The organism is Pseudomonas psychrophila, assembly GCF_001043005.1.
GTDB classification, from domain to species: Bacteria; Pseudomonadota; Gammaproteobacteria; order Pseudomonadales; family Pseudomonadaceae; genus Aquipseudomonas; species Aquipseudomonas psychrophila.
Window position 1 is genome coordinate 42,453 of record NZ_JYKZ01000016.1, and the last position, 21,345, is coordinate 63,797.

Here is a 21,345-nt window from a genome sequence, read left to right on the forward strand (position 1 = left end):
GCGGTCTGAAAGCGGCAAACGCCCGGCACGACAGAAGCCGGACCGGGCGTTGCGTTTAGAGTCCAGGCCGAGCACTGCGCATGTGCATGCGCGGGCTCGTCCTCACTCTTGAGGCTCGCGAGTTAGAGGCTGCGAGCAACCTGGACCTTCTCGAACACTTCGATCTTGTCACCGACTTTAACGTCGTTGTAGCTCTTGACGCCGATACCGCATTCCATGCCGGCACGCACTTCGGACATGTCATCTTTAAAGCGACGCAGGGATTCCAGCTCGCCTTCGTAGATAACGATGTCTTCACGCAATACGCGGATTGGACGGTTACGGTGAACAACACCTTCAAGCACCATGCAACCTGCAACCGCGCCGAATTTAGGCGAACGGAACACGTCACGGACTTCAGCAATACCCAGGATATTCTCCCGAACGTCGCTGCCAAGCATGCCGGTAAGGGCTTTCTTGACGTCTTCGATGATGTCGTAGATGACGTTGTAGTAACGCATGTCCAGGCCTTCCTGCTCGACAATCTTGCGAGCGCCAGCATCGGCACGCACGTTGAAGCCAAACAGTACAGCGTTGGAGGCCAGTGCCAGGTTAGCGTCGCTCTCGGTGATACCACCGACACCGCCGCCTACTACGCGCACTTGCACTTCGTCATTACCCAGGCCGCTCAACGCGCCCTGCAGAGCTTCCAACGAACCACGGACGTCAGATTTGAGGACGATGTTAAGCGTCTTCTTCTCTTCCTGGCCCATGTTCTCGAAGATGTTTTCCAGCTTGCCTGCGTGAGCACGCGCCAGTTTCACTTCGCGGAACTTGCCTTGACGGAACAGGGCAACTTCACGTGCCTTCTTCTCGTCAGTCATTACGCTCATCTCGTCGCCAGCATCTGGCGTTCCGTCCAGGCCGAGAATCTCGACAGGGATGGATGGACCGGCTTCCTTGATAGGCTTGCCGTTCTCATCGAGCATGGCACGGATGCGACCGTAGTTGGAGCCAACCAGAACCATGTCGCCTTGGCGCAGGGTACCGTCTTGAACCAGCACAGTTGCAACAGGGCCACGGCCTTTGTCCAGACGGGACTCAACAACTACGCCACGGCCGGGAGCCGATGGAGTGGCCTTGAGTTCCAGAACTTCAGCTTGCAGCAATACGGCTTCGAGCAATTCGTCAACGCCGGTACCCATTTTCGCCGAGACCGAAACAAACGGAGTGTCACCACCCCACTCTTCCGAGGTCACGCCGTGAACGGACAATTCGCTGCGGATGCGATCGAGATCAGCACCTGGCTTGTCGATTTTGTTCACTGCAACAACCAGAGGCACGCCAGCTGCTTTCGCATGCTGAACAGCTTCGATGGTTTGCGGCATTACGCCGTCGTCTGCAGCCACAACCAGAATCACGATGTCAGTCGCCTTGGCACCACGTGCACGCATTGCGGTAAACGCAGCGTGACCCGGGGTATCGAGGAAAGTGACCATGCCGCGTTCGGTTTCAACGTGGTACGCACCGATGTGCTGAGTAATGCCACCGGCTTCGCCAGCAGCTACCTTGGCACGACGGATGTAGTCGAGCAGGGAAGTTTTACCGTGGTCAACGTGGCCCATTACGGTCACAACCGGAGCACGGGAGAACGACTCGCCTTCGAATTTCAGGGACTCGGCCAGGGAATCTTCCAGGGCGTTGTCGCTTACCAGAGTCACTTTGTGGCCCAGTTCTTCAGCAACCAGTTGAGCAGTTTCCTGATCAAGTACCTGGTTGATGGTCGCTGGAGTACCCAGCTTGAACATGAACTTGATGACTTCGGCAGCCTTGACCGACATCTGTGCAGCCAAATCGCCGACAGTGATGGTCTCGCCAATCTGCACGTCACGAACTACAGGGCCGGTTGGGCTCTGGAAACCGTGAGCGTTACGCTTCTTCAGCTTGCCCTTGCCACGACCACCGCGACGGAAGCTGTCGCTTTCTTCGTCGGAAGTGCGTGGAGCAACACGTGGAGTCGGTGCTTTTTCTTTAACCGAGGCACGATGCGGAGCGTTTTTACGATCGCCGTCACCACTACCGCGACGATTGTTATCGTCAGCACGTGGCTTGTCCGGGCGACGCTGTTCGTCACGCTTGCGTGCATCAGCAGCTGGTGCAGGTGCTGCTGCCGGTGCAGTTTGCACGGGTGCAGGTGCCGCAACAGCTGGAGCTTGCGCAGGAGTAGATGCAGGCTGACGGCGCGCTTCTTCTTCGGCGCGACGCTTGGACTCTTCTTCAGCCTTTTGACGTGCGGCACTTTCTACTGCACGACGTTCATCCATCTCACGTTTACGCTCGGCTTCGATTTCTTCCGGGCTTTGCTGTACGAAGACTTTCTTCTTGCGTACTTCAACGCTAATGCTTTTGCTGCCAGCAACACGAAGGGTACTGGTGGTTTTACGCTGCAAAGTGATCTTGCGCGGTTCTTCCACTTTAGCCTTGTGGCTGCTTTTCAGGTGAGTCAGCAGAGCTTGCTTCTCACTGTCGGTCACATTCTGCTCGGCGGCGTTGTGCGGCAGACCTGCCTCACGCATCTGCTGCAACAGGCGCTCAACCGGTGTTTTGACCTCATCGGCCAGTTGTTTCACCGTGACTTGCGTCATGCATTTCTCTCCTCAGGCCGCGCCTAATTACTCGAACCAATGGGCTCGGGCGGCCATGATCAACTTGCCGGCACGATCATCGTCAATGCCGTCGATGTCGAGCAGGTCGTCAATAGACTGCTCGGCCAGGTCTTCGCGGGTAATTACGCCGCGCACCGCCAGTTCCATCGCCAAATCCTTGTCCATACCCTCAAGCGAGAGCAGGTCTTCGGCCGGATGGGCGTCTGCCAGCTTTTCCTCAGTAGCGATGGCTTTAGTCAACAGTCGATCCTTGGCCCGAGCGCGAAGCTCGTTGACGGTATCTTCGTCAAAGCCATCGATGTTGAGCATTTCTTCCACCGGTACGTAGGCAATCTCTTCCAGGCTAGTAAAGCCTTCATCTACCAGTACCTGCGCCAGGTCTTCATCAACTTCCAGCTCTTCGATGAAGTTGCGCAGGATATCGCCGGTTTCTGCTTGCTGCTTAGCCTGGATGTCCGATTCGGTCATCACGTTCAAGGTCCAGCCGGTCAACTGGCTGGCCAGACGTACGTTCTGACCGCCGCGACCAATCGCCTGGGCCAGATTGTCTGCGCCAACGGCGATGTCCATTGCATGGGCATCTTCGTCGACGATAATTGCCGCCACTTCAGCTGGCGACATTGCGTTGATCACGAACTGCGCCGGGTTGTCATCCCAAAGGACGATATCCACTCGCTCTCCGCCCAATTCGCCGGACACTGCCTGGACACGCGAACCGCGCATACCAATGCAGGCACCTTGCGGATCAATGCGTTTGTCTTTGGAGCGAACGGCTATTTTAGCGCGAGATCCAGGATCGCGGGAGGCCGCCATCACTTCGATCAGGCCTTCGGAGATCTCTGGCACTTCAATGCGGAACAACTCGATCAGCATTTCTGGCGCGGTACGCGACAGAATCAGCTGAGGGCCGCGGTTCTCAGTGCGGATTTCTTTGAGCAGCGCGCGAAGGCGTACGCCAACACGGAAAGTCTCACGGGAAATGATGTCTTCACGGGCCAGCAACGCTTCAGCGTTATTGCCCAGATCAACGATCACATTGTCACGTGTCACTTTTTTAACGGTGCCCGAAATGATCTCGCCCAGACGCTCGCGATAAGCATCGACTACTTGAGCACGCTCGGCTTCGCGGACTTTTTGCACAATGACCTGTTTGGCCGTTTGTGCAGCAATCCGACCGAATTCGATAGAATCGATCTTTTCTTCGATAATATCGCCGGCTACAGCGCCTGGCTGTTTCGCCTGGGCCTGGTCAACCGCCAACTCGTATGCTGGATCATCCAGATCTTCGTCTTCGACCACAGTCCAGCGACGGAAAGTCTCATAGTTACCGGTGTGGCGATTGATCTCCACACGCAGTTCGACTTCGTCCTCAAAACGCTTTTTGGTCGCGGTGGCCAGAGCCAGCTCCAGCGCTTCAAAAATAACGTTTGCCGGTACGCCCTTTTCATTGGACACCGACTCAACAACCAGCAGTACTTCTTTGCTCATCGTACGCCTCGCCTTTCGCAAGCCATTGGATCCGCGGGATCCGCGTCTCAGTCAAAACTGGGAATAATGTTGGCCTTGTCGATCATATCGATCGGCAACAGGAATTCATGGTCTTCAACCTGCACCACAATGTCCTGCTCCTCTACGCCGCGCAGAAGGCCCTGAAAGTTGCGTCGCCCTTCGAAAGGCGAGCGCAGCTTGATCCTCACTTGCTCACCGGCAAATTTCGCAAACTGCTCAATGGTGAACAGTGGGCGTTCCATGCCAGGAGAAGAAACTTCAAGGGTGTATTCAACAGCGATAGGATCTTCGACATCCAGAACGCCGCTGATCTGACGACTGACAATTGCGCAGTCATCCACCAATACGCCGCCTTCCTTGTCGATATACACACGCAACATTGAATGGCGGCCTTGAGCCGAAAATTCAATACCCCAGCATTCATAGCCAAGGGCCACGATCACCGGGGCCAACAAGTCCTGCAACTGTTCTAGCTTGCTCGACACCTGAACCCCCTAGTGCATGTTTGTGCATGCTGTGCAAAATGAAAAAATGGGCGAAGCGCCCATCTCTGAAACGTCGTTGAATACCGACGCTATAAAGTGTCCAGTTAACAAAAAGCCCCTAATAAGGGGCTCCGCTAAAACTGGTTGCGGGAGCCGGATTTGAACCGACGACCTTCGGGTTATGAGCCCGACGAGCTACCAGACTGCTCCATCCCGCGACAAAGCTGGAGCGGAAGTATACGGTTGATCCTTTTCAGGGTCAATCCAACCTTCCACATACAAGAAAGCCCGCTACTGCGGGCATTCTTGATAATTGGTACCGAGAAGGGGACTCGAACCCCTACACCCTATGGGCACAACCACCTCAAGGTTGCGTGTCTACCAATTCCACCACCTCGGCAATACTACATTACATCATGAAACCCGTTTTACTTTTGCTCTTGAGCTGGAGGTACGTCAGTCGCAGGAGTTGCCGACTTTTGCTCTTGAAGCACCGGAACATCATCTGAAGCCGGCTTTTGCACTGGAACTTCCAACACCGCTGGATTTGGCAAACCTACTTGAGTCAGCTGTTCAGCTTTCTCTTTAGCAAAGTAACCTAACCCTAAGCTGGTTATGAAAAAACCTGCGGCAAGTATAGCAGTAAACTTACTAAGAAAGGTAGAGGAACCTTGGCTTCCGAACACAGTATTTGATGCACCTGCGCCAAAAGATGCTCCAGCATCCGCTCCCTTACCCTGTTGCAGCAAAACCAGGGCAATTACACCCAATGCTGTCAGCAGATGAAACACAGTTACGACGTTATCCAGCATTTTCAGTTTCCTGCGGCACGAATGATCGCACCGAACTCATCTGCATTCAGGGAAGCCCCGCCAATGAGTCCCCCATCGATATCCGGCATGCTGAACAGTTCGACCGCATTGGCCGCCTTCACGCTGCCGCCGTATAGAAGTCGCACACCTTGTGCCACTTCAGAATTCTTTTGCGCCAGTTGTGCGCGAATGGCCGCATGCACATCTTGCGCCTGCTGTGGTGATGCGGTCAGTCCGGTGCCAATGGCCCAAACCGGCTCGTATGCAATCACAGCATTTACAAAAGCATCAATGCCAAACTCGTCAATCACGACATCCAGCTGACGCCCTACCACTTCAAGCGTTTGCCCCGCTTCGCGCTGCTCCAGGGTTTCCCCTATGCACAACACTGGCGTCAAGCCAGAGGCTTGAGCCGCTGCAAACTTGCGATTGAGCGTCTCGTCCTGCTCACCCAGAATCAGGCGACGTTCGGAGTGACCCACAAGCACCAGTTTGCAACCTGCGTCTACTAACTGGCTCGATGAAATCTCGCCAGTCAGTGCGCCCTGCCCCGACTCCACTGCAGCATCCTGGGCACCGACCGAAATCGCTGCGCCTTGCAAGCCATTGATCACTCGATCAATAAACAGCTGAGGCGGGAATACTGCAACATCAACATCGTTCGGCAAGACCAGACCACGCAGACCGTCGATCAGCTCAGCGACGCTGGCGCGGGTACCGTGCATCTTCCAGTTACCAGCTACCATAGTGCGACGCATGCTTTACCTCGTCGGTCAAAGTGGGCGCAGATGTTACCCAACCACATCCGCGCTGGCAAGCCGAATTCAGGCACAAACTTCACTTACCAGTTTTGCAAGCTCATCGGCGTAGCCGCGAACCATGTTTTCGTCGTCACCTTCGACCATTACGCGCACCAAAGGCTCTGTTCCCGACTTGCGCAGCAGCACGCGACCACGACCATTCATGGCCTCGGTCACACGCGCACAGGCTTCTTTGACGGCCGGATGCTCGACAGGATTCACACCGCCTGCAAAACGTACGTTCACCAGAATCTGCGGACACTTACGCAATGCCTGGCGCGACTGAGCCAGACTTTCATCACGACGACGCAAAGACAGAAGCACTTGAAGCGCAGCGATGATCGCATCGCCGGTCGTGGTGTGCTGGAAGCAGACGATGTGTCCGGAGTTCTCGCCACCCACCAGCCAATCGCGTTCTTGGAGGCCTGCGATGACGTAACGGTCCCCCACGTTGGCACGCACAAACGGAATGCCCAGGTCAGCCAGCGCCAGTTCAAGCCCAAGGTTGCTCATCAGCGTACCGACGACGCCACCTTGCAACTTGCCACGCTCGTGCAAATCACGGGCGATGATGAACAGCAGCTCATCGCCATCGACGACGGCACCGGTATGATCGACCATAAGAACCCGATCACCATCGCCATCAAAAGCGATACCCAGGTCCGCACCTTCAGCCACAACGGCAGCCTGCAACTGGCCCATATGGGTCGAGCCGCAGTTTTCGTTGATGTTCAGGCCATCAGGCTGAGCCGAGAGCACGATGACTTGCGCACCCAGCTCCTTGAAAACACTAGGCGCAACCTTGTAGGTCGCACCGTGAGCGCAGTCGAGAACGATCTTGAGGCCGCTGAAGTTGGTGCTGCTAGGCACACTGCTTTTGCAGAACTCGATATAGCGACCCGGAGCATCATTGATACGAGACACTTTCCCCAGCTTGTCAGACTCGACAACTGTCATGGGTGCGTCCAGCAACTCTTCAATCATCAATTCAACATCATCAGGGAGCTTGGTGCCGTCCCCGGAAAAGAACTTGATGCCGTTATCGTCATGAGGATTGTGTGACGCACTGATCACGATGCCTGCTTCGGCATGGAAGGTGCGCGTCAGGTAGGCAATAGCCGGCGTGGGCATAGGGCCCAGCAGCATCACATCAGCCCCGGCAGCAGACAAACCCGCCTCAAGTGCGGACTCGAACATGTAGCCCGATATACGAGTGTCCTTGCCTACCAGGATCCGGCAAGCACCCTTGCTACGAAACGCCATGCCCGCCGCCCAACCCAACTTGAGCATAAAGTCAGGGGTAATCGGGTAAACGCCGACCCGACCACGAATACCGTCGGTGCCAAAATACTTCTTTGTCATAAGTGCTCCATCATTCTTAGTCGGCGGAATCTACCGCTGCGATCATCCGTACCACATCAACTGTTTCGGCAACATCGTGGACTCGTAAAATACGCGCCCCTTTGGTCATCGCCAAAGCTGCAAGCGCCAGACTGCCATATAGACGCTCTGCAACCGGCCGGTTCAGTGTTTGCCCGACCATACTTTTACGTGACACGCCCACCAGCAACGGTCGCCCCAGTGCATGCAGGGCCTCCATATGCTTGAACAGGCTCAAGTTGTGCTGCAATGTTTTTGCAAAGCCAAACCCCGGGTCCAGCACGATGCGCTCAGGCCCAATGCCGCCTATTGCACACCGGGCCATGCTATCGACCAGGAACGCCGAAACCTCGCCTACCAAGTCATCGTAATGAGGATTGTCCTGCATATCGCCCGGCTCACCGAGCATGTGCATCAGGCACACCGGCAAACCAGTAGCCGCAGCCGCCTGCAAGGCGCCTTCACGGCGCAGCGAGCGCACATCATTGATGAGGCCCGCCCCGAGGCGCGCAACCTCTGTCATGACTATTGGCGCGGAGGTATCGACCGAAATAATGACATCCAGTTCCCGACTTATGCGTTCGACAACAGGAGCAACCCGATCGAGCTCTTCCTGGGGCGAAACCACAGGCGCTCCCGGACGTGTTGACTCACCGCCAACATCAATCAGGGTTGCACCGGCCAGAACCATCGCCTGCGCATGACGCACAGCTGCATCCAGAGCAGCAAAGCGGCCGCCGTCGGAAAAGGAATCAGGGGTAACATTGAGAATGCCCATAACATGCGTACGGGCCAAATCAAGAACCCGGTTGCCGCAAGGCAACCGGGTTGAGGACTGAACAGAAGTCATTTCAAGCCTTATTGATCAGCAGCAGGGCCGCCGATAGGTGTTTCCGGACGCTCGGTTTTATCGAGCGTCGGGGCAGTCGGGGTACCCGAGCTACCGTCTTCCCAGTCACGCGGCTCGCGTGGCGGACGACCTGCCATGATGTCGTCGATCTGATCGGCATCGATCGTTTCGTACTTCATCAGTGCGTCAGCCATGGCATCAAGCTTGTCACGGTTTTCGGTCAGGATCTGCTTGGCCGTGTTGTAACACTGATCAATGATGCTGCGCACTTCGGAGTCGATCAGCTTGGCTGTATCACCCGAAACGCTCGCAGACTGACCACCACCGCGACCCAGATAAGACTCTTCGTCTTCGGCATACATCAACGGGCCCAGTTTTTCGGACAAGCCCCACTTGGTCACCATGTTCCGGGCGATTTGGCTCGCACGCATGATGTCGTTGGACGCCCCGGTGGTAACACCGTCAAAGCCCAGCGTCATCTCTTCAGCGATACGACCGCCATAGAGCGAACAGATCTGGCTGATCAGCGCACGCTTGGACAAGCTGTAGCGATCTTCTTCCGGCAAGAACATGGTAACGCCAAGGGCGCGGCCACGAGGAATGATCGAAACCTTGTAGACCGGATCATGCTCAGGCACTACACGTCCAACGATAGCGTGACCCGCTTCGTGATAAGCCGTGTTGCGCTTTTCTTTGTCCGACATGACCATCGATTTGCGCTCGGCGCCCATCATGATCTTGTCTTTTGCCAACTCAAACTCTTTCATTTCAACAACACGCTTGCCGGTGCGCGCTGCAAACAGCGAAGCCTCGTTCACCAGGTTCGCCAGATCAGCACCCGAGAAGCCCGGTGTACCACGTGCAATCACGCCCGGCTGAACATCATCGCCCATTGGCACTTTGCGCATGTGCACCTTGAGGATCTGCTCGCGACCACGAATGTCCGGCAAGCCAACAACGACCTGACGGTCAAAACGACCTGGACGCAACAGCGCGGGGTCAAGTACGTCAGGACGGTTGGTGGCGGCAATCACAATGATGCCGTCATTCATTTCAAAGCCGTCCATCTCAACCAGCAATTGGTTAAGTGTCTGCTCGCGCTCATCATGACCGCCGCCCATACCGTTACCACGGTGACGACCAACAGCATCGATTTCGTCGATGAAGATGATGCATGGCGCGTGCTTCTTGGCTTGTTCAAACATGTCACGAACACGGCTTGCGCCGACGCCCACGAACATTTCAACAAAGTCGGAACCGGAAATAGTGAAAAACGGCACCTTGGCTTCGCCAGCGATTGCCTTGGCAATCAGGGTTTTACCGGTACCTGGCGGGCCAACCATCAGCACACCGCGAGGAATACGACCACCCAGGCGCTGGAACTTGCCCGGATCGCGCAGGAACTCAACCAGCTCGCCTACTTCTTCCTTGGCCTCATCACAACCTGCTACGTCAGCCAGAGTCGTCTTGACTTGATCTTCCGACAGCAGTCGCGCCTTGCTCTTGCCAAAGCTCATCGGGCCGCCTTTACCGCCGGCACCGCCCTGCATTTGACGCATGAAGAACATGAAGACTGCGATGATCACCAGAATCGGGAAGCTAGCAACCAGCAGCTGAGTCCAGATGCTTTGTTGCTCTGGCAGTTTGCCTTCAACGGTCACATGGTTATCTACCAGATCACCGATCAAACCGTTGTCCTGAATAGCCGGACGGATGGTTTTGAAGGAATCGCCATCGCTGCGTTTGCCGGTAATCACGTAGCCATCCACGGCAACGCGCTCGACCTTGCCATCCTTAACTTGCTGGATGAAGTCGGAATAGTTGAGGGTTTGTGGCTCGTTTGGACTGGAGAAGTTGTTCATCACTGTCACCAGGACAGCGGCGATGATCAACCACAGGATCAGATTCTTTGCCATATCGTTCAATTAGCTACCCTCTGAAGCAAGCCCCGCTACTGAAGCGTGCTTCGCATGATATTCACCGGCATAACTTACTACATTGCCTACAACCCTTGCAGGCTCCGTCTGTAACCCTTTGTGAAACTTTGACTACACAATATTCGTTATGCCAGATCTGTAAAGCGATTCAAAAAAAACTATCGCCCTTGTCAAAGACGCTCATCACTGGCAGAACCATCGATACCGCGGAAGCCGCGCCCCAGCAAATACTGCTCGCGGGACCTGTCTCGAGACGACGACGGCTTGCGCATCTGCACCTTGTCGAACAGCTTGCGAATATCTTTGTGGTACTGATCAAAGCCTTCACCTTGGAAAACTTTAATCAGAAAATCACCACCTGGACGTAGGACACGACCGGCAAGATCCAGTGCCAACTCACACAGGAACATCGCCCGAGGCATATCCACAGCTGCCAATCCACTCATATTGGGGGCCATATCTGAAATCACAAGGTCTACTTGCGTATTTCCGACAGCCTCGAGGATCTGCGCAAGCACTGCGTCCTCGGTAAAGTCACCCTTGATGAAGGTCACATCAGGAATACTGTCCATGTCCAGGATGTCGGATGCGATCAATCGCCCCTGACCGCCGATCAGACGGCTGGTCACCTGCGACCAGCCACCCGGGGCAGCCCCGAGATCAATAACCGTCATGCCGGGACGAATCAGGCGATCACGCTCTTGAATCTCCAGCAATTTGTAGCTGGCACGCGAGCGGTACCCGTCTTTTTGCGCCATTTTGACGTATGGATCGTTGAAATGCTCTTTCAGCCAGTTAAGGCTAGTCTTGGAACGGGCCACGGGCCACCTCAAAAATTTTAAACGGGTCGTGATTAACCGGGCGGTCTGTGACTCGCTCGGGTAAACTGGCCGCCGCTTTTTACAAGATCAGACACAGGGGTCAGATTATGCCGCTCACTCAAGAGCAGAAGAAACAGTACAAGTCCATTGGCCACCATCTGAAACCAGTTTTGACTGTGGCTGACAATGGTTTGACTGAAGGTGTTTTAGCCGAACTCGAACGCGCATTGGGCGATCACGAGTTGATTAAAATCAAAGTCAACATCCTGGATCGCGAATCCCGCCTGGAGGCCGTCGCACAAATGTGCAAGGCCGGCAAAGCGGAATTGGTACAGGTTATCGGTAAAATGGCGCTTCTGTACCGCAAGAACGTCAATGTAAACAAGCAACTGTCGAACATCCATCGCTTCAAGTGATGTCGACAAGGGTCAAGGGTGCGCCTGGCGCGCCCTGAAACTCTTCCAGGGTAATACCCGAGAGTCATGCAAGAACTGCCCGCGCAACGCATCAGGCAGCCAGAGACGCCCAACGCAATCCTTCCCCACCTGCCAACTGCCTTCAACCTGCAACGCTGCCAACCGTGTAGGGGCCAGCACCGCTAAAAATTCTGTGTGCAACAACCACACGCTGCCAACCCGGAACACCCGGGTCAGCCGCCAAAGAAGTGCGCCCGCACAAGGCGGGCGTCATTCTTAGATGTGACGTACTTCAATGATCTCGTATTCGATAACACCGCCAGGTGTTTTCACCGCGACTACGTCACCCTCTTCCTTGGCAATCAAGGCACGAGCAAGCGGCGAGCCGACGGAGATTTTTCCGAGTTTGAAGTCAGCTTCATCTTCACCAACGATCTGATAGACAACGCGTTCGTCAGTTTCAACGTTAGCGATTTCGACCGTCGTACCGAAAATCACCTTACCGGTATGAGGAATAGCCGTCACATCAATCACTACTGCGTTCTGCAGGCGACCTTCGATATCACGGATACGAGCCTCAGACATACCTTGAAGCTCACGAGCCGCATGGTATTCCGCGTTTTCTTTCAGGTCGCCGAGCTCACGCGCCGTACCGATTTCCTTGCTCAGCTTTGGCCGAACAACCTTGGTCAGGTGTGCGAGCTCTTCTTCCAGGGCCTTGTGGCCCTGGACGGTCATTGGGTACTTGATCATGACTTCAATCCTGCGTGTAGATCCTGCAAGCGGCGGACGGTTTTTTCAGGACCGAATTTAAGCGCTTCACAGATCGCTTCGCCAGCAGCAATGGTCGTGGTGCAGTAGATCTTGTGCTGCAGCGCGTTGCGACGAATGGAATAGGAGTCAGCAATCGACTGACGACCTTCGGTGGTGTTGATAATCAAGGTAACTTCGTCATTCTTGATCATGTCGACAACGTGCGGACGACCCTCGGTCACCTTGTTCACGCGGCGCACTTTCAAGCCTGCAGCTTCGATGAACTTGGCAGTACCAGCAGTCGAAACGATTTCGAAGCCCAGGCTGATCAGGTCGCGAGCAACGCCGGCCACCAAGGGCTTGTCGTCGTCACGAACGCTGATGAAGGCAGTACCACCAGTCGGCAGTACTTCGCTTGCACCCATCTGGGCCTTGGCAAAAGCTTCGCCGAAGGTATCGCCCACGCCCATCACTTCACCGGTGGACTTCATCTCAGGGCCGAGAATCGGGTCAACACCCGGGAATTTGGCGAACGGGAAGACCGCCTCTTTCACGCTGTAGAAGTTAGGAATGATTTCTTTGGTGAAGCCGATTTCTTTCAGGGTTTTACCGGCCATCACGCGAGCTGCGATCATCGCCAGGGAAACACCGATGCACTTGGACACGAAAGGAACGGTACGCGAAGCACGCGGGTTCACTTCGATCACGTAGATATCTTCGCCCTGCAGAGCCAACTGCACGTTCATCAGGCCGACAACGCCCAATTCCAGAGCCATCTTCTTGACCTGCTCGCGCATCTCGTCCTGGATGTGCAGCGGCAACGAGTACGGCGGTAGCGAGCATGCAGAGTCACCCGAGTGAACACCCGCCTGCTCGATGTGCTGCATGATCGCGCCGATCACTACATCAGTACCGTCGCAGACAGCATCGACGTCCATTTCGATGGCGCAGTTGAGGAAGTGGTCCAGCAGCACAGGGCTGTCGTTGGACACTTTCACCGCGTCACGCAGGTAGCGCTTGAGTTCTTCTTCTTCGTAAACGATTTCCATCGCACGGCCGCCCAATACGTAGGACGGACGAACAACCAGCGGGTAACCGATCTTGCCAGCGGCACGAATAGCTTCGTCTTCGCTGCGCACAGTGGCGTTAGGCGGCTGACGCAGGTTCAGGCGCTCAACCATCTGCTGGAAGCGCTCACGGTCTTCTGCACGGTCGATGGCGTCAGGGCTGGTACCGATGATCGGTACGCCGGCTTCTTCCAGGGCGCGGGCCAGTTTCAGCGGAGTTTGGCCGCCGTACTGGACGATCACGCCTTTTGGCTTCTCGACCCGCACGATTTCCAGAACGTCTTCGAGGGTTACAGATTCAAAGTACAGACGATCCGAAGTGTCGTAGTCGGTGGAAACGGTTTCCGGGTTGCAGTTGACCATGATGGTCTCGTAACCGTCGGCACGCAGCGCCAGAGCGGCGTGAACGCAGCAATAGTCGAACTCGATACCTTGGCCAATACGGTTCGGGCCACCGCCCAGGATCATGATCTTGTCACGATCCGAAGGGTTGGCTTCGCACTCTTCCTCGTAGGTGGAGTACATGTAGGCGGTGTCGGTGGCGAACTCGGCGGCGCAGGTGTCAACGCGCTTGTAGACCGGGAACACTTCCAGCTTGTGACGGTGGCGACGCAGGTTTTTCTCGGTGACACCCAGCAGTACAGCCAGGCGCGCATCGGAGAAGCCCTTGCGCTTGAGGCGATACATGGCATCGCGGTCGATTGAGGACAGCGCCATGGTCTTGATTTTTTCTTCGTCCTTGATCAGATCTTCGATCTGCACCAGGAACCAAGGGTCAATCATGTTCATGCCGAAGATATCTTCGACGGTCATGCCGGCGCGGAACGCGTCAGCCACGTACCAGATACGCTCGGCGCCCGGCACGGTCAGCTCGCGCTTGAGCACGGCCATGCTTTCCGGGTTGCTCAGGTCGAGCTTTGGATCAAGACCGCTTACACCCACTTCCAGACCGCGAAGGGCCTTTTGCAGGGATTCCTGGAAAGTCCGGCCGATAGCCATGACTTCACCCACAGATTTCATCTGCGTGGTCAAACGAGCGTCAGCCTTGGCGAACTTCTCAAAAGCAAAGCGCGGCAGCTTGGTCACTACGTAGTCGATGGACGGCTCGAAGGACGCAGGCGTAGCACCGCCGGTGATTTCGTTTTGCAGCTCGTCCAGGGTGTAACCGATCGCCAGCTTGGCGGCGATGCGCGCAATCGGGAAGCCGGTGGCTTTCGATGCCAGAGCTGAAGAGCGCGATACACGCGGGTTCATTTCGATTACGACCATACGGCCGGTGTCCGGGCAAATGCCGAACTGAACGTTGGATCCGCCGGTTTCAACGCCGATCTCACGCAGTACCGCCAGGGAGGCGTTACGCATGATCTGGTATTCCTTGTCCGTCAGGGTTTGTGCAGGAGCAACGGTGATCGAGTCACCGGTGTGCACGCCCATCGGGTCGAAGTTTTCGATCGAGCAAACGATGATGCAGTTGTCCTTCTTATCGCGGACAACCTCCATCTCGTACTCTTTCCAGCCGATCAGGGACTCGTCGATCAGCAGCTCTTTGGTTGGCGACAGGTCAAGACCGCGAGCGCAGATTTCTTCGAACTCTTCACGGTTGTAAGCAATACCGCCACCGGTGCCGCCCATGGTGAAGGATGGACGAATGATGCACGGGAAGCCCAGCTTTTCGAGAACCGCATTGGCCTCTTCCATGCTGTGGGCAATACCGGAGCGAGGGCAGTCAAGACCAATGGACTTCATCGCCTTGTCGAAGCGCGAACGGTCTTCAGCCTTGTCGATCGTGTCGGCATTGGCGCCGATCATTTCTACGCCGAACTTCTCAAGAACGCCTTCGCGCTCCAGATCCAGTGCGCAGTTCAGTGCAGTCTGGCCACCCATGGTCGGCAACAGTGCGTCCGGGCGCTCTTTTTCGATGATCTTGGCAACGGTCTGCCATTTGATCGGCTCGATGTAGGTCGCGTCGGCCATGTCCGGGTCGGTCATGATCGTGGCCGGGTTCGAGTTCACCAGGATGACGCGGTAACCCTCTTCGCGCAGGGCTTTACAAGCCTGGGCGCCGGAGTAGTCGAATTCACAGGCCTGGCCGATAACAATCGGGCCAGCGCCGAGAATCAGGATGCTTTTTATGTCTGTACGTTTTGGCATAGGTTTGTCACTCAAATCCGCAGGTCAGTCGGCAAGCTGTCAATCAGGCTTTTGAAGCGCCCCAGGGGCCACCGAAGATCGGGGCCGCCACAGGGCGCTGCAGCAGGGGGCTGATCAGCGGCGCTTGGCCATCTCATTGATGAAGCGATCGAACAGCGGTGCAACGTCGTTCGGGCCAGGGCTTGCTTCAGGGTGACCCTGGAAGCTGAAAGCGCTCTTGTCGGTCAGTTCGATGCCTTGCAGCGTGCCGTCGAACAGCGACTTATGAATGGCACGTACGTTGGCTGGCAAGCTCGATTCGTCTACCGCAAAACCGTGGTTCTGGCTGGTGATCATCACAACACCAGTATCCAGATCCTGGACCGGGTGGTTAGCGCCGTGGTGGCCATGACCCATTTTCACGGTCTTGGCACCCGAGGCCAGAGCTAGCAACTGATGACCTAGGCAGATGCCAAACACCGGAATTTCGGTATTCAGGACTTCCTTAATGGCCGTGATCGCGTAGTCGCAAGGCTCAGGATCGCCTGGACCGTTGGACAAGAACACGCCATCAGGGTTGAGTGCCAGTACATCGCTGGCCGGGGTCTGTGCAGGAACCACGGTAACGCGGCAGCCGCGCTCAACCAACATGCGCAGGATGTTCCACTTTACGCCGTAGTCGTACGCAACCACGTGGTAAGGCAGTTCGCTGGCTTCGATAGTCGGGTGACTGTCGGTAGCCAGGTTCCAGACGCTGGAGCGCCACTCGTAGGCTTTTTCGGTGCTGACGACTTTCGCCAGATCCATGCCCTTCAGGCCTGGGAAGCCACGAGCAGCTGCAATGGCAGCTTCTTCAGAAATGTTGTCACCGGCCATGATGCAGCCGTTCTGCGCGCCTTTCTCACGCAGGATGCGCGTCAGGCGGCGGGTGTCGATACCGGCGATAGCCACAACATTGTTGGCTTTCAGGTAGTCGGCCAGCGACATGGTGTTGCGCCAGTTGCTTGCAACCAGCGGCAGATCACGAATTACCAGACCTGCGGACCAGACACGATCAGACTCGGCGTCTTCCGGGGTAGTACCGGTATTGCCAACATGCGGGTAAGTCAGGGTCACGATTTGCTGAGCGTAGGAAGGATCCGTAAGGATCTCCTGGTAGCCAGTCATTGCGGTGTTAAACACCACCTCACCAACGGTTTGACCGTCGGCCCCAATGGCTTCGCCGCGAAAAATGCTGCCATCAGCGAGGGCGAGTATGGCTTGCTTAGTCAAGAAGACCTCCCGTAAATAAAGCCTGAAAGGGCGATCGCAGGTTGTAAAAAAGCGGAGTGACGTATGGACACGTCACCCCGCTTCTTCATCGAATTATCTGCGCGCTTTTAGTGGACACACTAAAGCTGTAGCTTACAGAAAAAGGCTTTTTTGGTCTACCGCTAAAGAGTCTAAAAGACAGGAGAATGCGACAGAACATCGCTTAGCGGTTAAAAATCGGGCTACTGGCGCGCCAACAACCCGATTTTACAGAGATAACTCAACGCAGGTCGAGCACATCCTGCATGTCATACAGCCCAGGCTCGCGCCCTTCCAGCCACAAAGCTGCTCGAACGGCGCCCTTGGCAAAGGTCATGCGACTGGATGCCTTGTGGGTGATTTCGAGCCGCTCGCCTTCAGTGGCAAACAGCACCGTGTGATCACCCACCACATCACCGCCGCGCACCGTAGCGAAACCGATGGTTTCACGCTCGCGAGCACCGGTATGGCCTTCACGACCATAGACCGCGACTTTTTGCAGATCGCGCCCCAATGCATCGGCAATCACTTCACCCATGCGCATCGCCGTTCCCGAAGGTGCGTCGACCTTGTGCCGGTGGTGAGCCTCGATGATTTCGATATCCGCATCATCACCCATCACCCGCGCAGCCATGTCGAGCAACTTGAACGACAGATTGACCCCGACACTGAAGTTGGAAGCAAAGACAATCGCAATGTCCTGACCCGCTTCGACCAACAGCTGTTTTTGCGCCGCGCTCAAGCCCGTGGTGCCAATCACCATGGCCTTGCCCAGCTTGCGACACACCGCCAGGTTGCCCAGCATCACTTCAGGCAAAGTGAAATCGATCAGCACGTCAAAGTCAGCAGAGACCTCTTGCAGGCTGGCTGACAACGGCACATCAATCCGCCCTACAGAAGCCAGCTCACCGGCATCAGCCCCCACCAGAGAGCTGCCCGGACGAACGATTGCCGCCGTCAGCCCGCACACTGGCGAGCGCTGCTGCACCGCATCGATCAATGTCCTGCCCATGCGCCCGGCAGCGCCCATCACAGCTATACGTCGCATTTACCGCTCCTTACAGGTCGCCGAAAAAACGCTTCACGCCTTCAAACCAACCAGTGGCGTTTGGTGAGTGGCAGCTATCGCCTTCCAGCGTGGTACGGAACTCCTCCATCAACTCACGCTGACGACGGCTCAACTTGACCGGCGTTTCAACTACAACGCGACACATCAGATCGCCTGCACCACCACCCCGCACCGGAGCAACACCCTTGCCACGCAAGCGGAACTGCTTGCCAGTCTGAGTGCCTTCAGGGACTTTCAGCTTGACCCGACCATCCAGCGTTGGCACTTCAAGCTCTGCGCCCAACGCTGCATCAGCCACGCTGATTGGCACTTCACAGAACAAATGTTTGCCGTCGCGCTGAAAAATCGCGTGCTCGCGCACATCGATCACTACATACAGATCGCCAGTCGGCCCACCTTGTACGCCCGCCTCGCCTTCGCCCGACAGACGTATGCGGTCGCCGGTATCAACGCCCGCAGGGACTTTGACGGAAAGCGTTTTGTATTCCTCGACACGGCCTTCGCCACGGCAGCTGTCGCATGGGTCAGAGATGACCTTGCCTTGACCATGACAACGCGGGCAAGTCTGCTGAACAGCAAAGAAGCCCTGCTGCATACGCACCTGGCCGATACCGCCGCAGGTTGTGCAGGTCACAGGCGAAGAACCCTTCTTGGCGCCCGAACCATCACATGGCTTGCAGTTGACCAACGTCGGAACGCGGATATTGACCGTGGTACCGCGCACGGCTTCTTCCAGATCCAGCTCCAGCGTGTAGCGCAAATCGCTACCACGCTGAGCGCCACCCCGGGAGCCGCCACGACCTCCACCAAAGAAATCGCTGAACACATCGCCAAAAATATCGGAGAAGTTCTGGCCGCCAAAACCAGCGCCGCCGCCGCCCATTTGCGGATCAACACCGGCATGGCCGTATTGATCGTAGGCCGCACGCTTGCTGGAGTCCGACAGTACTTCGTAAGCTTCGTTAGCTTCCTTGAACAGCTCTTCCGAGGCCTTGTCATCCGGATTGCGATCCGGGTGATGCTTCATCGCCAGGCGGCGATAAGCTTTTTTCAGCTCGATCTCAGTCGTAGTGCGTTCAACACCCAATATTTCGTAATAGTCGCGCTTTGCCATAATTCTTTGCACTCTCAAGGACGTTCGACAAAACCCTCCCGAGCCTCGCCAAACCCGCCAAGCCCGAAAAGGATCAGACCCGACTCACGTCTTTTCAACGATATTGGTTTCTGTTTAACAGCCAATGCATTGGCCGACAGGAGCGGTTACCTCTGGCTGGAAAACAAGAAAGATCCAGACCAAACCGCCAGCATTCGACCTTGTCGCATGCTGTAAAAAATTCCTTTACTCCAGACACGCCAACGCGGGAGCAAGCTCCCGCGCGGCGACATCCTACCAGTCACCGCTAAAGCGCGGTCAACTGGCCGACAAACAAGCTAATTACTTGTTGTCTTTTACTTCTTCGAACTCAGCGTCGACAACGTCGTCCGCTTTTTCAGCCGAATCAGCTGGCTTGGCCGCTGCGTCTGCCGGGTTCGCTTGCTCGGCGTACATTTTCTGTGCAACCGGAGCAGACACCTTGGACAGCTCTTCAACCTTGGCTTCGATAGCAGCCTTGTCGTCGCCTTTAACAGCAGCTTCAAGTGCAACTACAGCAGCTTCGATTGCAGCTTTCTCTTCCTCGGTTACTTTGTCGCCAGCATCGACGATCATTTTGCGAGTCGAGTGAACCAGTGCGTCGCCCTGATTACGTGCAGCTGCCAGCTCTTCGAACTTGCGGTCTTCCTCAGCATTGATCTCGGCATCGCGAACCATCTGAGCGATTTCTTCCTCGGACAGACCCGAGTTAGCCTTGATCACGATGGACTGAGACTTGCCAGTCGCCTTGTCTTTTGCACTTACGTGCAGGATGCCGTTGGCATCGATGTCGAAGGTTACTTCGATCTGAGGCACGCCACGTGGAGCTGGTGGAATGTCAGCCAGGTCGAACTTGCCCAACGACTTGTTCTGTGCGGCTTGCTTACGCTCACCTTGCAGCACGTGAATGGTCACAGCGCCCTGGTTGTCGTCAGCCGTCGAGAACACTTGCGATTTCTTTGTAGGAATCGTGGTGTTTTTCTCGATCAGAGCAGTCATTACGCCGCCCATGGTTTCGATACCCAAAGTCAGCGGGCTCACGTCCAGCAACAGAACGTCTTTAACATCACCGGCCAATACCGCGCCCTGGATAGCAGCACCCATGGCAACAGCTTCGTCCGGGTTCACGTCTTTACGTGCTTCCTTGCCGAAGAACTCGGTTACCAGCTTCTGTACCAGCGGCATACGAGTCTGACCACCGACCAAGATCACGTCGTTGATCGCGCCAACGTCGATACCAGCGTCTTTCAGAGCAATGCGGCAAGGCTCGATGGTGCGCTGAACCAGGTCTTCAACCAGCGATTCCAGCTTGGCGCGAGAAATCTTCACGTTCAAGTGCTTAGGACCGGTGGCATCTGCAGTGATGTAAGGCAGATTCACGTCAGTCGACTGGCTCGAAGACAGTTCGATCTTGGCTTTTTCAGCAGCTTCTTTCAGACGCTGCATCGCCAGCGGGTCACCTTTAAGGTTCATGCCGCTTTCTTTCTTGAACTCGTCAACCAGGTAGTCGATCAGACGGATGTCAAAGTCTTCACCACCCAGGAACGTGTCACCGTTGGTTGCCAGCACTTCAAACTGGTGCTCGCCATCAACTTCGGCAATTTCAATGACCGACACGTCGAAAGTACCGCCACCCAAGTCATAAACGATGACAGTGTGGTCGCCCTTCGCTTTGTCCATACCGTAAGCCAGAGCAGCTGCGGTTGGTTCGTTGATGATGCGCTTAACGTCCAGACCCGCAATACGGCCGGCATCTTTAGTAGCTTGACGCTGGCTGTCGTTGAAGTAGGCCGGAACGGTAATGACCGCTTCAGTCACTGGCTCGCCGAGGTAGTCTTCGGCGGTTTTCTTCATTTTCTTCAGAATTTCAGCCGAGATCTGTGGCGGAGCCATTTTCTGGCCGTTCACTTCAACCCAAGCGTCACCGTTGTCAGCCTTGGCGATCTTGTACGGAACCATCTGAATGTCTTTCTGTACAACTTCTTCGTCAAAACGACGACCGATCAGACGCTTCACCGCGTACAGGGTGTTATGCGGATTGGTCACTGCCTGACGCTTGGCCGACTGGCCAACCAGAATTTCGCCATCATTGGCGTACGCAACGATCGACGGCGTAGTACGCGCGCCTTCTGCGTTTTCGATAACTTTTGCTTTACCGTTTTCAAGAACCGAAACACACGAGTTGGTGGTCCCGAGGTCAATACCGATAATTCTGCCCATGTCTACTCTCCCTAAATTTGAATTTTGTT

At 55.7% G+C, this 21,345-nt stretch carries 16 protein-coding genes and 2 tRNA genes; 1 reads left to right on the top strand and 17 read right to left on the bottom strand.

Going from position 1 to position 21,345, the window contains the following annotated elements:
* Positions 1 to 122: 122 nt before the first annotated feature.
* The 11 genes from infB to rlmE all read right to left on the bottom strand — a co-directional run bounded on the left by infB (position 123) and on the right by rlmE (position 11,239).
* Entirely contained in the window at positions 123 to 2,624 is a 2,502-nt protein-coding gene (infB, locus tag TU76_RS22570) for a translation initiation factor IF-2 (RefSeq protein WP_019825922.1), read from the bottom strand.
* A 27-nt stretch (positions 2,625 to 2,651) separates the two neighbouring features.
* Complete coding sequence (gene nusA, locus TU76_RS22575; protein ID WP_019825920.1) at positions 2,652 to 4,133, bottom strand: transcription termination factor NusA; 1,482 nt, start codon at positions 4,131 to 4,133, stop codon at positions 2,652 to 2,654.
* A gap of 47 nt (positions 4,134 to 4,180) precedes the next feature.
* Positions 4,181 to 4,639 carry a ribosome maturation factor RimP gene (gene rimP, locus TU76_RS22580; protein ID WP_019825918.1) on the bottom strand — a complete coding sequence of 153 codons (459 nt, stop codon included), beginning with the start codon at positions 4,637 to 4,639 and terminating at the stop codon, positions 4,181 to 4,183.
* Between the two features lie 141 nt (positions 4,640 to 4,780).
* Positions 4,781 to 4,857 (bottom strand) — tRNA-Met (locus tag TU76_RS22585).
* 96 nt (positions 4,858 to 4,953) lie between these two features.
* Positions 4,954 to 5,039: transfer RNA gene (locus TU76_RS22590), tRNA-Leu, on the bottom strand.
* Positions 5,040 to 5,067: 28 nt separating this feature from the next.
* Positions 5,068 to 5,451, bottom strand: coding sequence for a preprotein translocase subunit SecG (gene secG, locus TU76_RS22595; protein ID WP_003439612.1), 384 nt, complete (start codon positions 5,449 to 5,451; stop codon positions 5,068 to 5,070).
* A gap of 2 nt (positions 5,452 to 5,453) precedes the next feature.
* Positions 5,454 to 6,209, bottom strand: coding sequence for a triose-phosphate isomerase (tpiA, locus tag TU76_RS22600; protein ID WP_019825914.1), 756 nt, complete (start codon positions 6,207 to 6,209; stop codon positions 5,454 to 5,456).
* A 66-nt stretch (positions 6,210 to 6,275) separates the two neighbouring features.
* Positions 6,276 to 7,613, bottom strand: coding sequence for a phosphoglucosamine mutase (gene glmM, locus TU76_RS22605; RefSeq protein WP_019825912.1), 1,338 nt, complete (start codon positions 7,611 to 7,613; stop codon positions 6,276 to 6,278).
* Positions 7,614 to 7,629: 16 nt separating this feature from the next.
* Positions 7,630 to 8,481 (bottom strand): dihydropteroate synthase, encoded by an 852-nt coding sequence (gene folP, locus TU76_RS22610; protein ID WP_019825911.1) that lies wholly within the window; start codon positions 8,479 to 8,481, stop codon positions 7,630 to 7,632.
* Positions 8,482 to 8,489: 8 nt separating this feature from the next.
* On the bottom strand, positions 8,490 to 10,397 hold the full coding sequence (ftsH, locus tag TU76_RS22615) for an ATP-dependent zinc metalloprotease FtsH (RefSeq protein ID WP_046810705.1): 1,908 nt from the start codon (positions 10,395 to 10,397) through the stop codon (positions 8,490 to 8,492).
* A 191-nt stretch (positions 10,398 to 10,588) separates the two neighbouring features.
* Complete coding sequence (gene rlmE / locus TU76_RS22620; protein ID WP_019825907.1) at positions 10,589 to 11,239, bottom strand: 23S rRNA (uridine(2552)-2'-O)-methyltransferase RlmE; 651 nt, start codon at positions 11,237 to 11,239, stop codon at positions 10,589 to 10,591.
* A gap of 107 nt (positions 11,240 to 11,346) precedes the next feature.
* On the opposite strand from rlmE, the gene yhbY reads away from it, so the two are divergent.
* Complete coding sequence (gene yhbY, locus TU76_RS22625; protein WP_019825905.1) at positions 11,347 to 11,655, top strand: ribosome assembly RNA-binding protein YhbY; 309 nt, start codon at positions 11,347 to 11,349, stop codon at positions 11,653 to 11,655.
* A 276-nt stretch (positions 11,656 to 11,931) separates the two neighbouring features.
* Here yhbY and greA read toward each other — a convergent pair whose 3' ends face one another.
* The 6 genes from greA to dnaK all read right to left on the bottom strand — a co-directional run bounded on the left by greA (position 11,932) and on the right by dnaK (position 21,316).
* Entirely contained in the window at positions 11,932 to 12,408 is a 477-nt protein-coding gene (greA, locus tag TU76_RS22630) for a transcription elongation factor GreA (protein ID WP_048352540.1), read from the bottom strand.
* Positions 12,405 to 15,626, bottom strand: coding sequence for a carbamoyl-phosphate synthase large subunit (gene carB / locus TU76_RS22635; protein WP_019825902.1), 3,222 nt, complete (start codon positions 15,624 to 15,626; stop codon positions 12,405 to 12,407). The genes greA and carB overlap by 4 nt, the downstream gene beginning before the upstream one ends.
* Positions 15,627 to 15,740: 114 nt before the next feature.
* Complete coding sequence (carA, locus tag TU76_RS22640) at positions 15,741 to 16,877, bottom strand: glutamine-hydrolyzing carbamoyl-phosphate synthase small subunit (RefSeq protein WP_019825900.1); 1,137 nt, start codon at positions 16,875 to 16,877, stop codon at positions 15,741 to 15,743.
* 259 nt (positions 16,878 to 17,136) lie between these two features.
* Positions 17,137 to 17,943: a 4-hydroxy-tetrahydrodipicolinate reductase gene (gene dapB, locus TU76_RS22645; protein ID WP_019825898.1), complete on the bottom strand. Its 807-nt coding sequence runs from the start codon at positions 17,941 to 17,943 to the stop codon at positions 17,137 to 17,139.
* Between the two features lie 10 nt (positions 17,944 to 17,953).
* Positions 17,954 to 19,078 (bottom strand): molecular chaperone DnaJ, encoded by a 1,125-nt coding sequence (dnaJ, locus tag TU76_RS22650; RefSeq protein ID WP_019825896.1) that lies wholly within the window; start codon positions 19,076 to 19,078, stop codon positions 17,954 to 17,956.
* Positions 19,079 to 19,399: 321 nt separating this feature from the next.
* The gene (dnaK, locus tag TU76_RS22655; protein ID WP_019825894.1) at positions 19,400 to 21,316 is read right to left on the bottom strand and encodes a molecular chaperone DnaK; all 1,917 of its coding nucleotides are present in this window, start codon (positions 21,314 to 21,316) and stop codon (positions 19,400 to 19,402) included.
* Positions 21,317 to 21,345 lie beyond the last annotated feature (29 nt).

Bases quoted from the DNA above. Each gene is read 5' to 3' on its own strand.
- infB (WP_019825922.1), bottom strand. From the start codon at position 2,624: ATGACGCAAGTCACGGTGAAACAACTGGCCGATGAGGTCAAAACACCG.
- nusA (WP_019825920.1), bottom strand. From the start codon at position 4,133: ATGAGCAAAGAAGTACTGCTGGTTGTTGAGTCGGTGTCCAATGAAAAG.
- secG (WP_003439612.1), bottom strand. From the start codon at position 5,451: ATGCTGGATAACGTCGTAACTGTGTTTCATCTGCTGACAGCATTGGGT.
- tpiA (WP_019825914.1), bottom strand. From the start codon at position 6,209: ATGCGTCGCACTATGGTAGCTGGTAACTGGAAGATGCACGGTACCCGC.
- glmM (WP_019825912.1), bottom strand. From the start codon at position 7,613: ATGACAAAGAAGTATTTTGGCACCGACGGTATTCGTGGTCGGGTCGGC.
- folP (WP_019825911.1), bottom strand. From the start codon at position 8,481: ATGACTTCTGTTCAGTCCTCAACCCGGTTGCCTTGCGGCAACCGGGTT.
- ftsH (WP_046810705.1), bottom strand. From the start codon at position 10,397: ATGGCAAAGAATCTGATCCTGTGGTTGATCATCGCCGCTGTCCTGGTG.
- yhbY (WP_019825905.1), top strand. From the start codon at position 11,347: ATGCCGCTCACTCAAGAGCAGAAGAAACAGTACAAGTCCATTGGCCAC.
- greA (WP_048352540.1), bottom strand. From the start codon at position 12,408: ATGATCAAGTACCCAATGACCGTCCAGGGCCACAAGGCCCTGGAAGAA.
- carB (WP_019825902.1), bottom strand. From the start codon at position 15,626: ATGCCAAAACGTACAGACATAAAAAGCATCCTGATTCTCGGCGCTGGC.
- dapB (WP_019825898.1), bottom strand. From the start codon at position 17,943: ATGCGACGTATAGCTGTGATGGGCGCTGCCGGGCGCATGGGCAGGACA.
- dnaJ (WP_019825896.1), bottom strand. From the start codon at position 19,078: ATGGCAAAGCGCGACTATTACGAAATATTGGGTGTTGAACGCACTACG.
- dnaK (WP_019825894.1), bottom strand. From the start codon at position 21,316: ATGGGCAGAATTATCGGTATTGACCTCGGGACCACCAACTCGTGTGTT.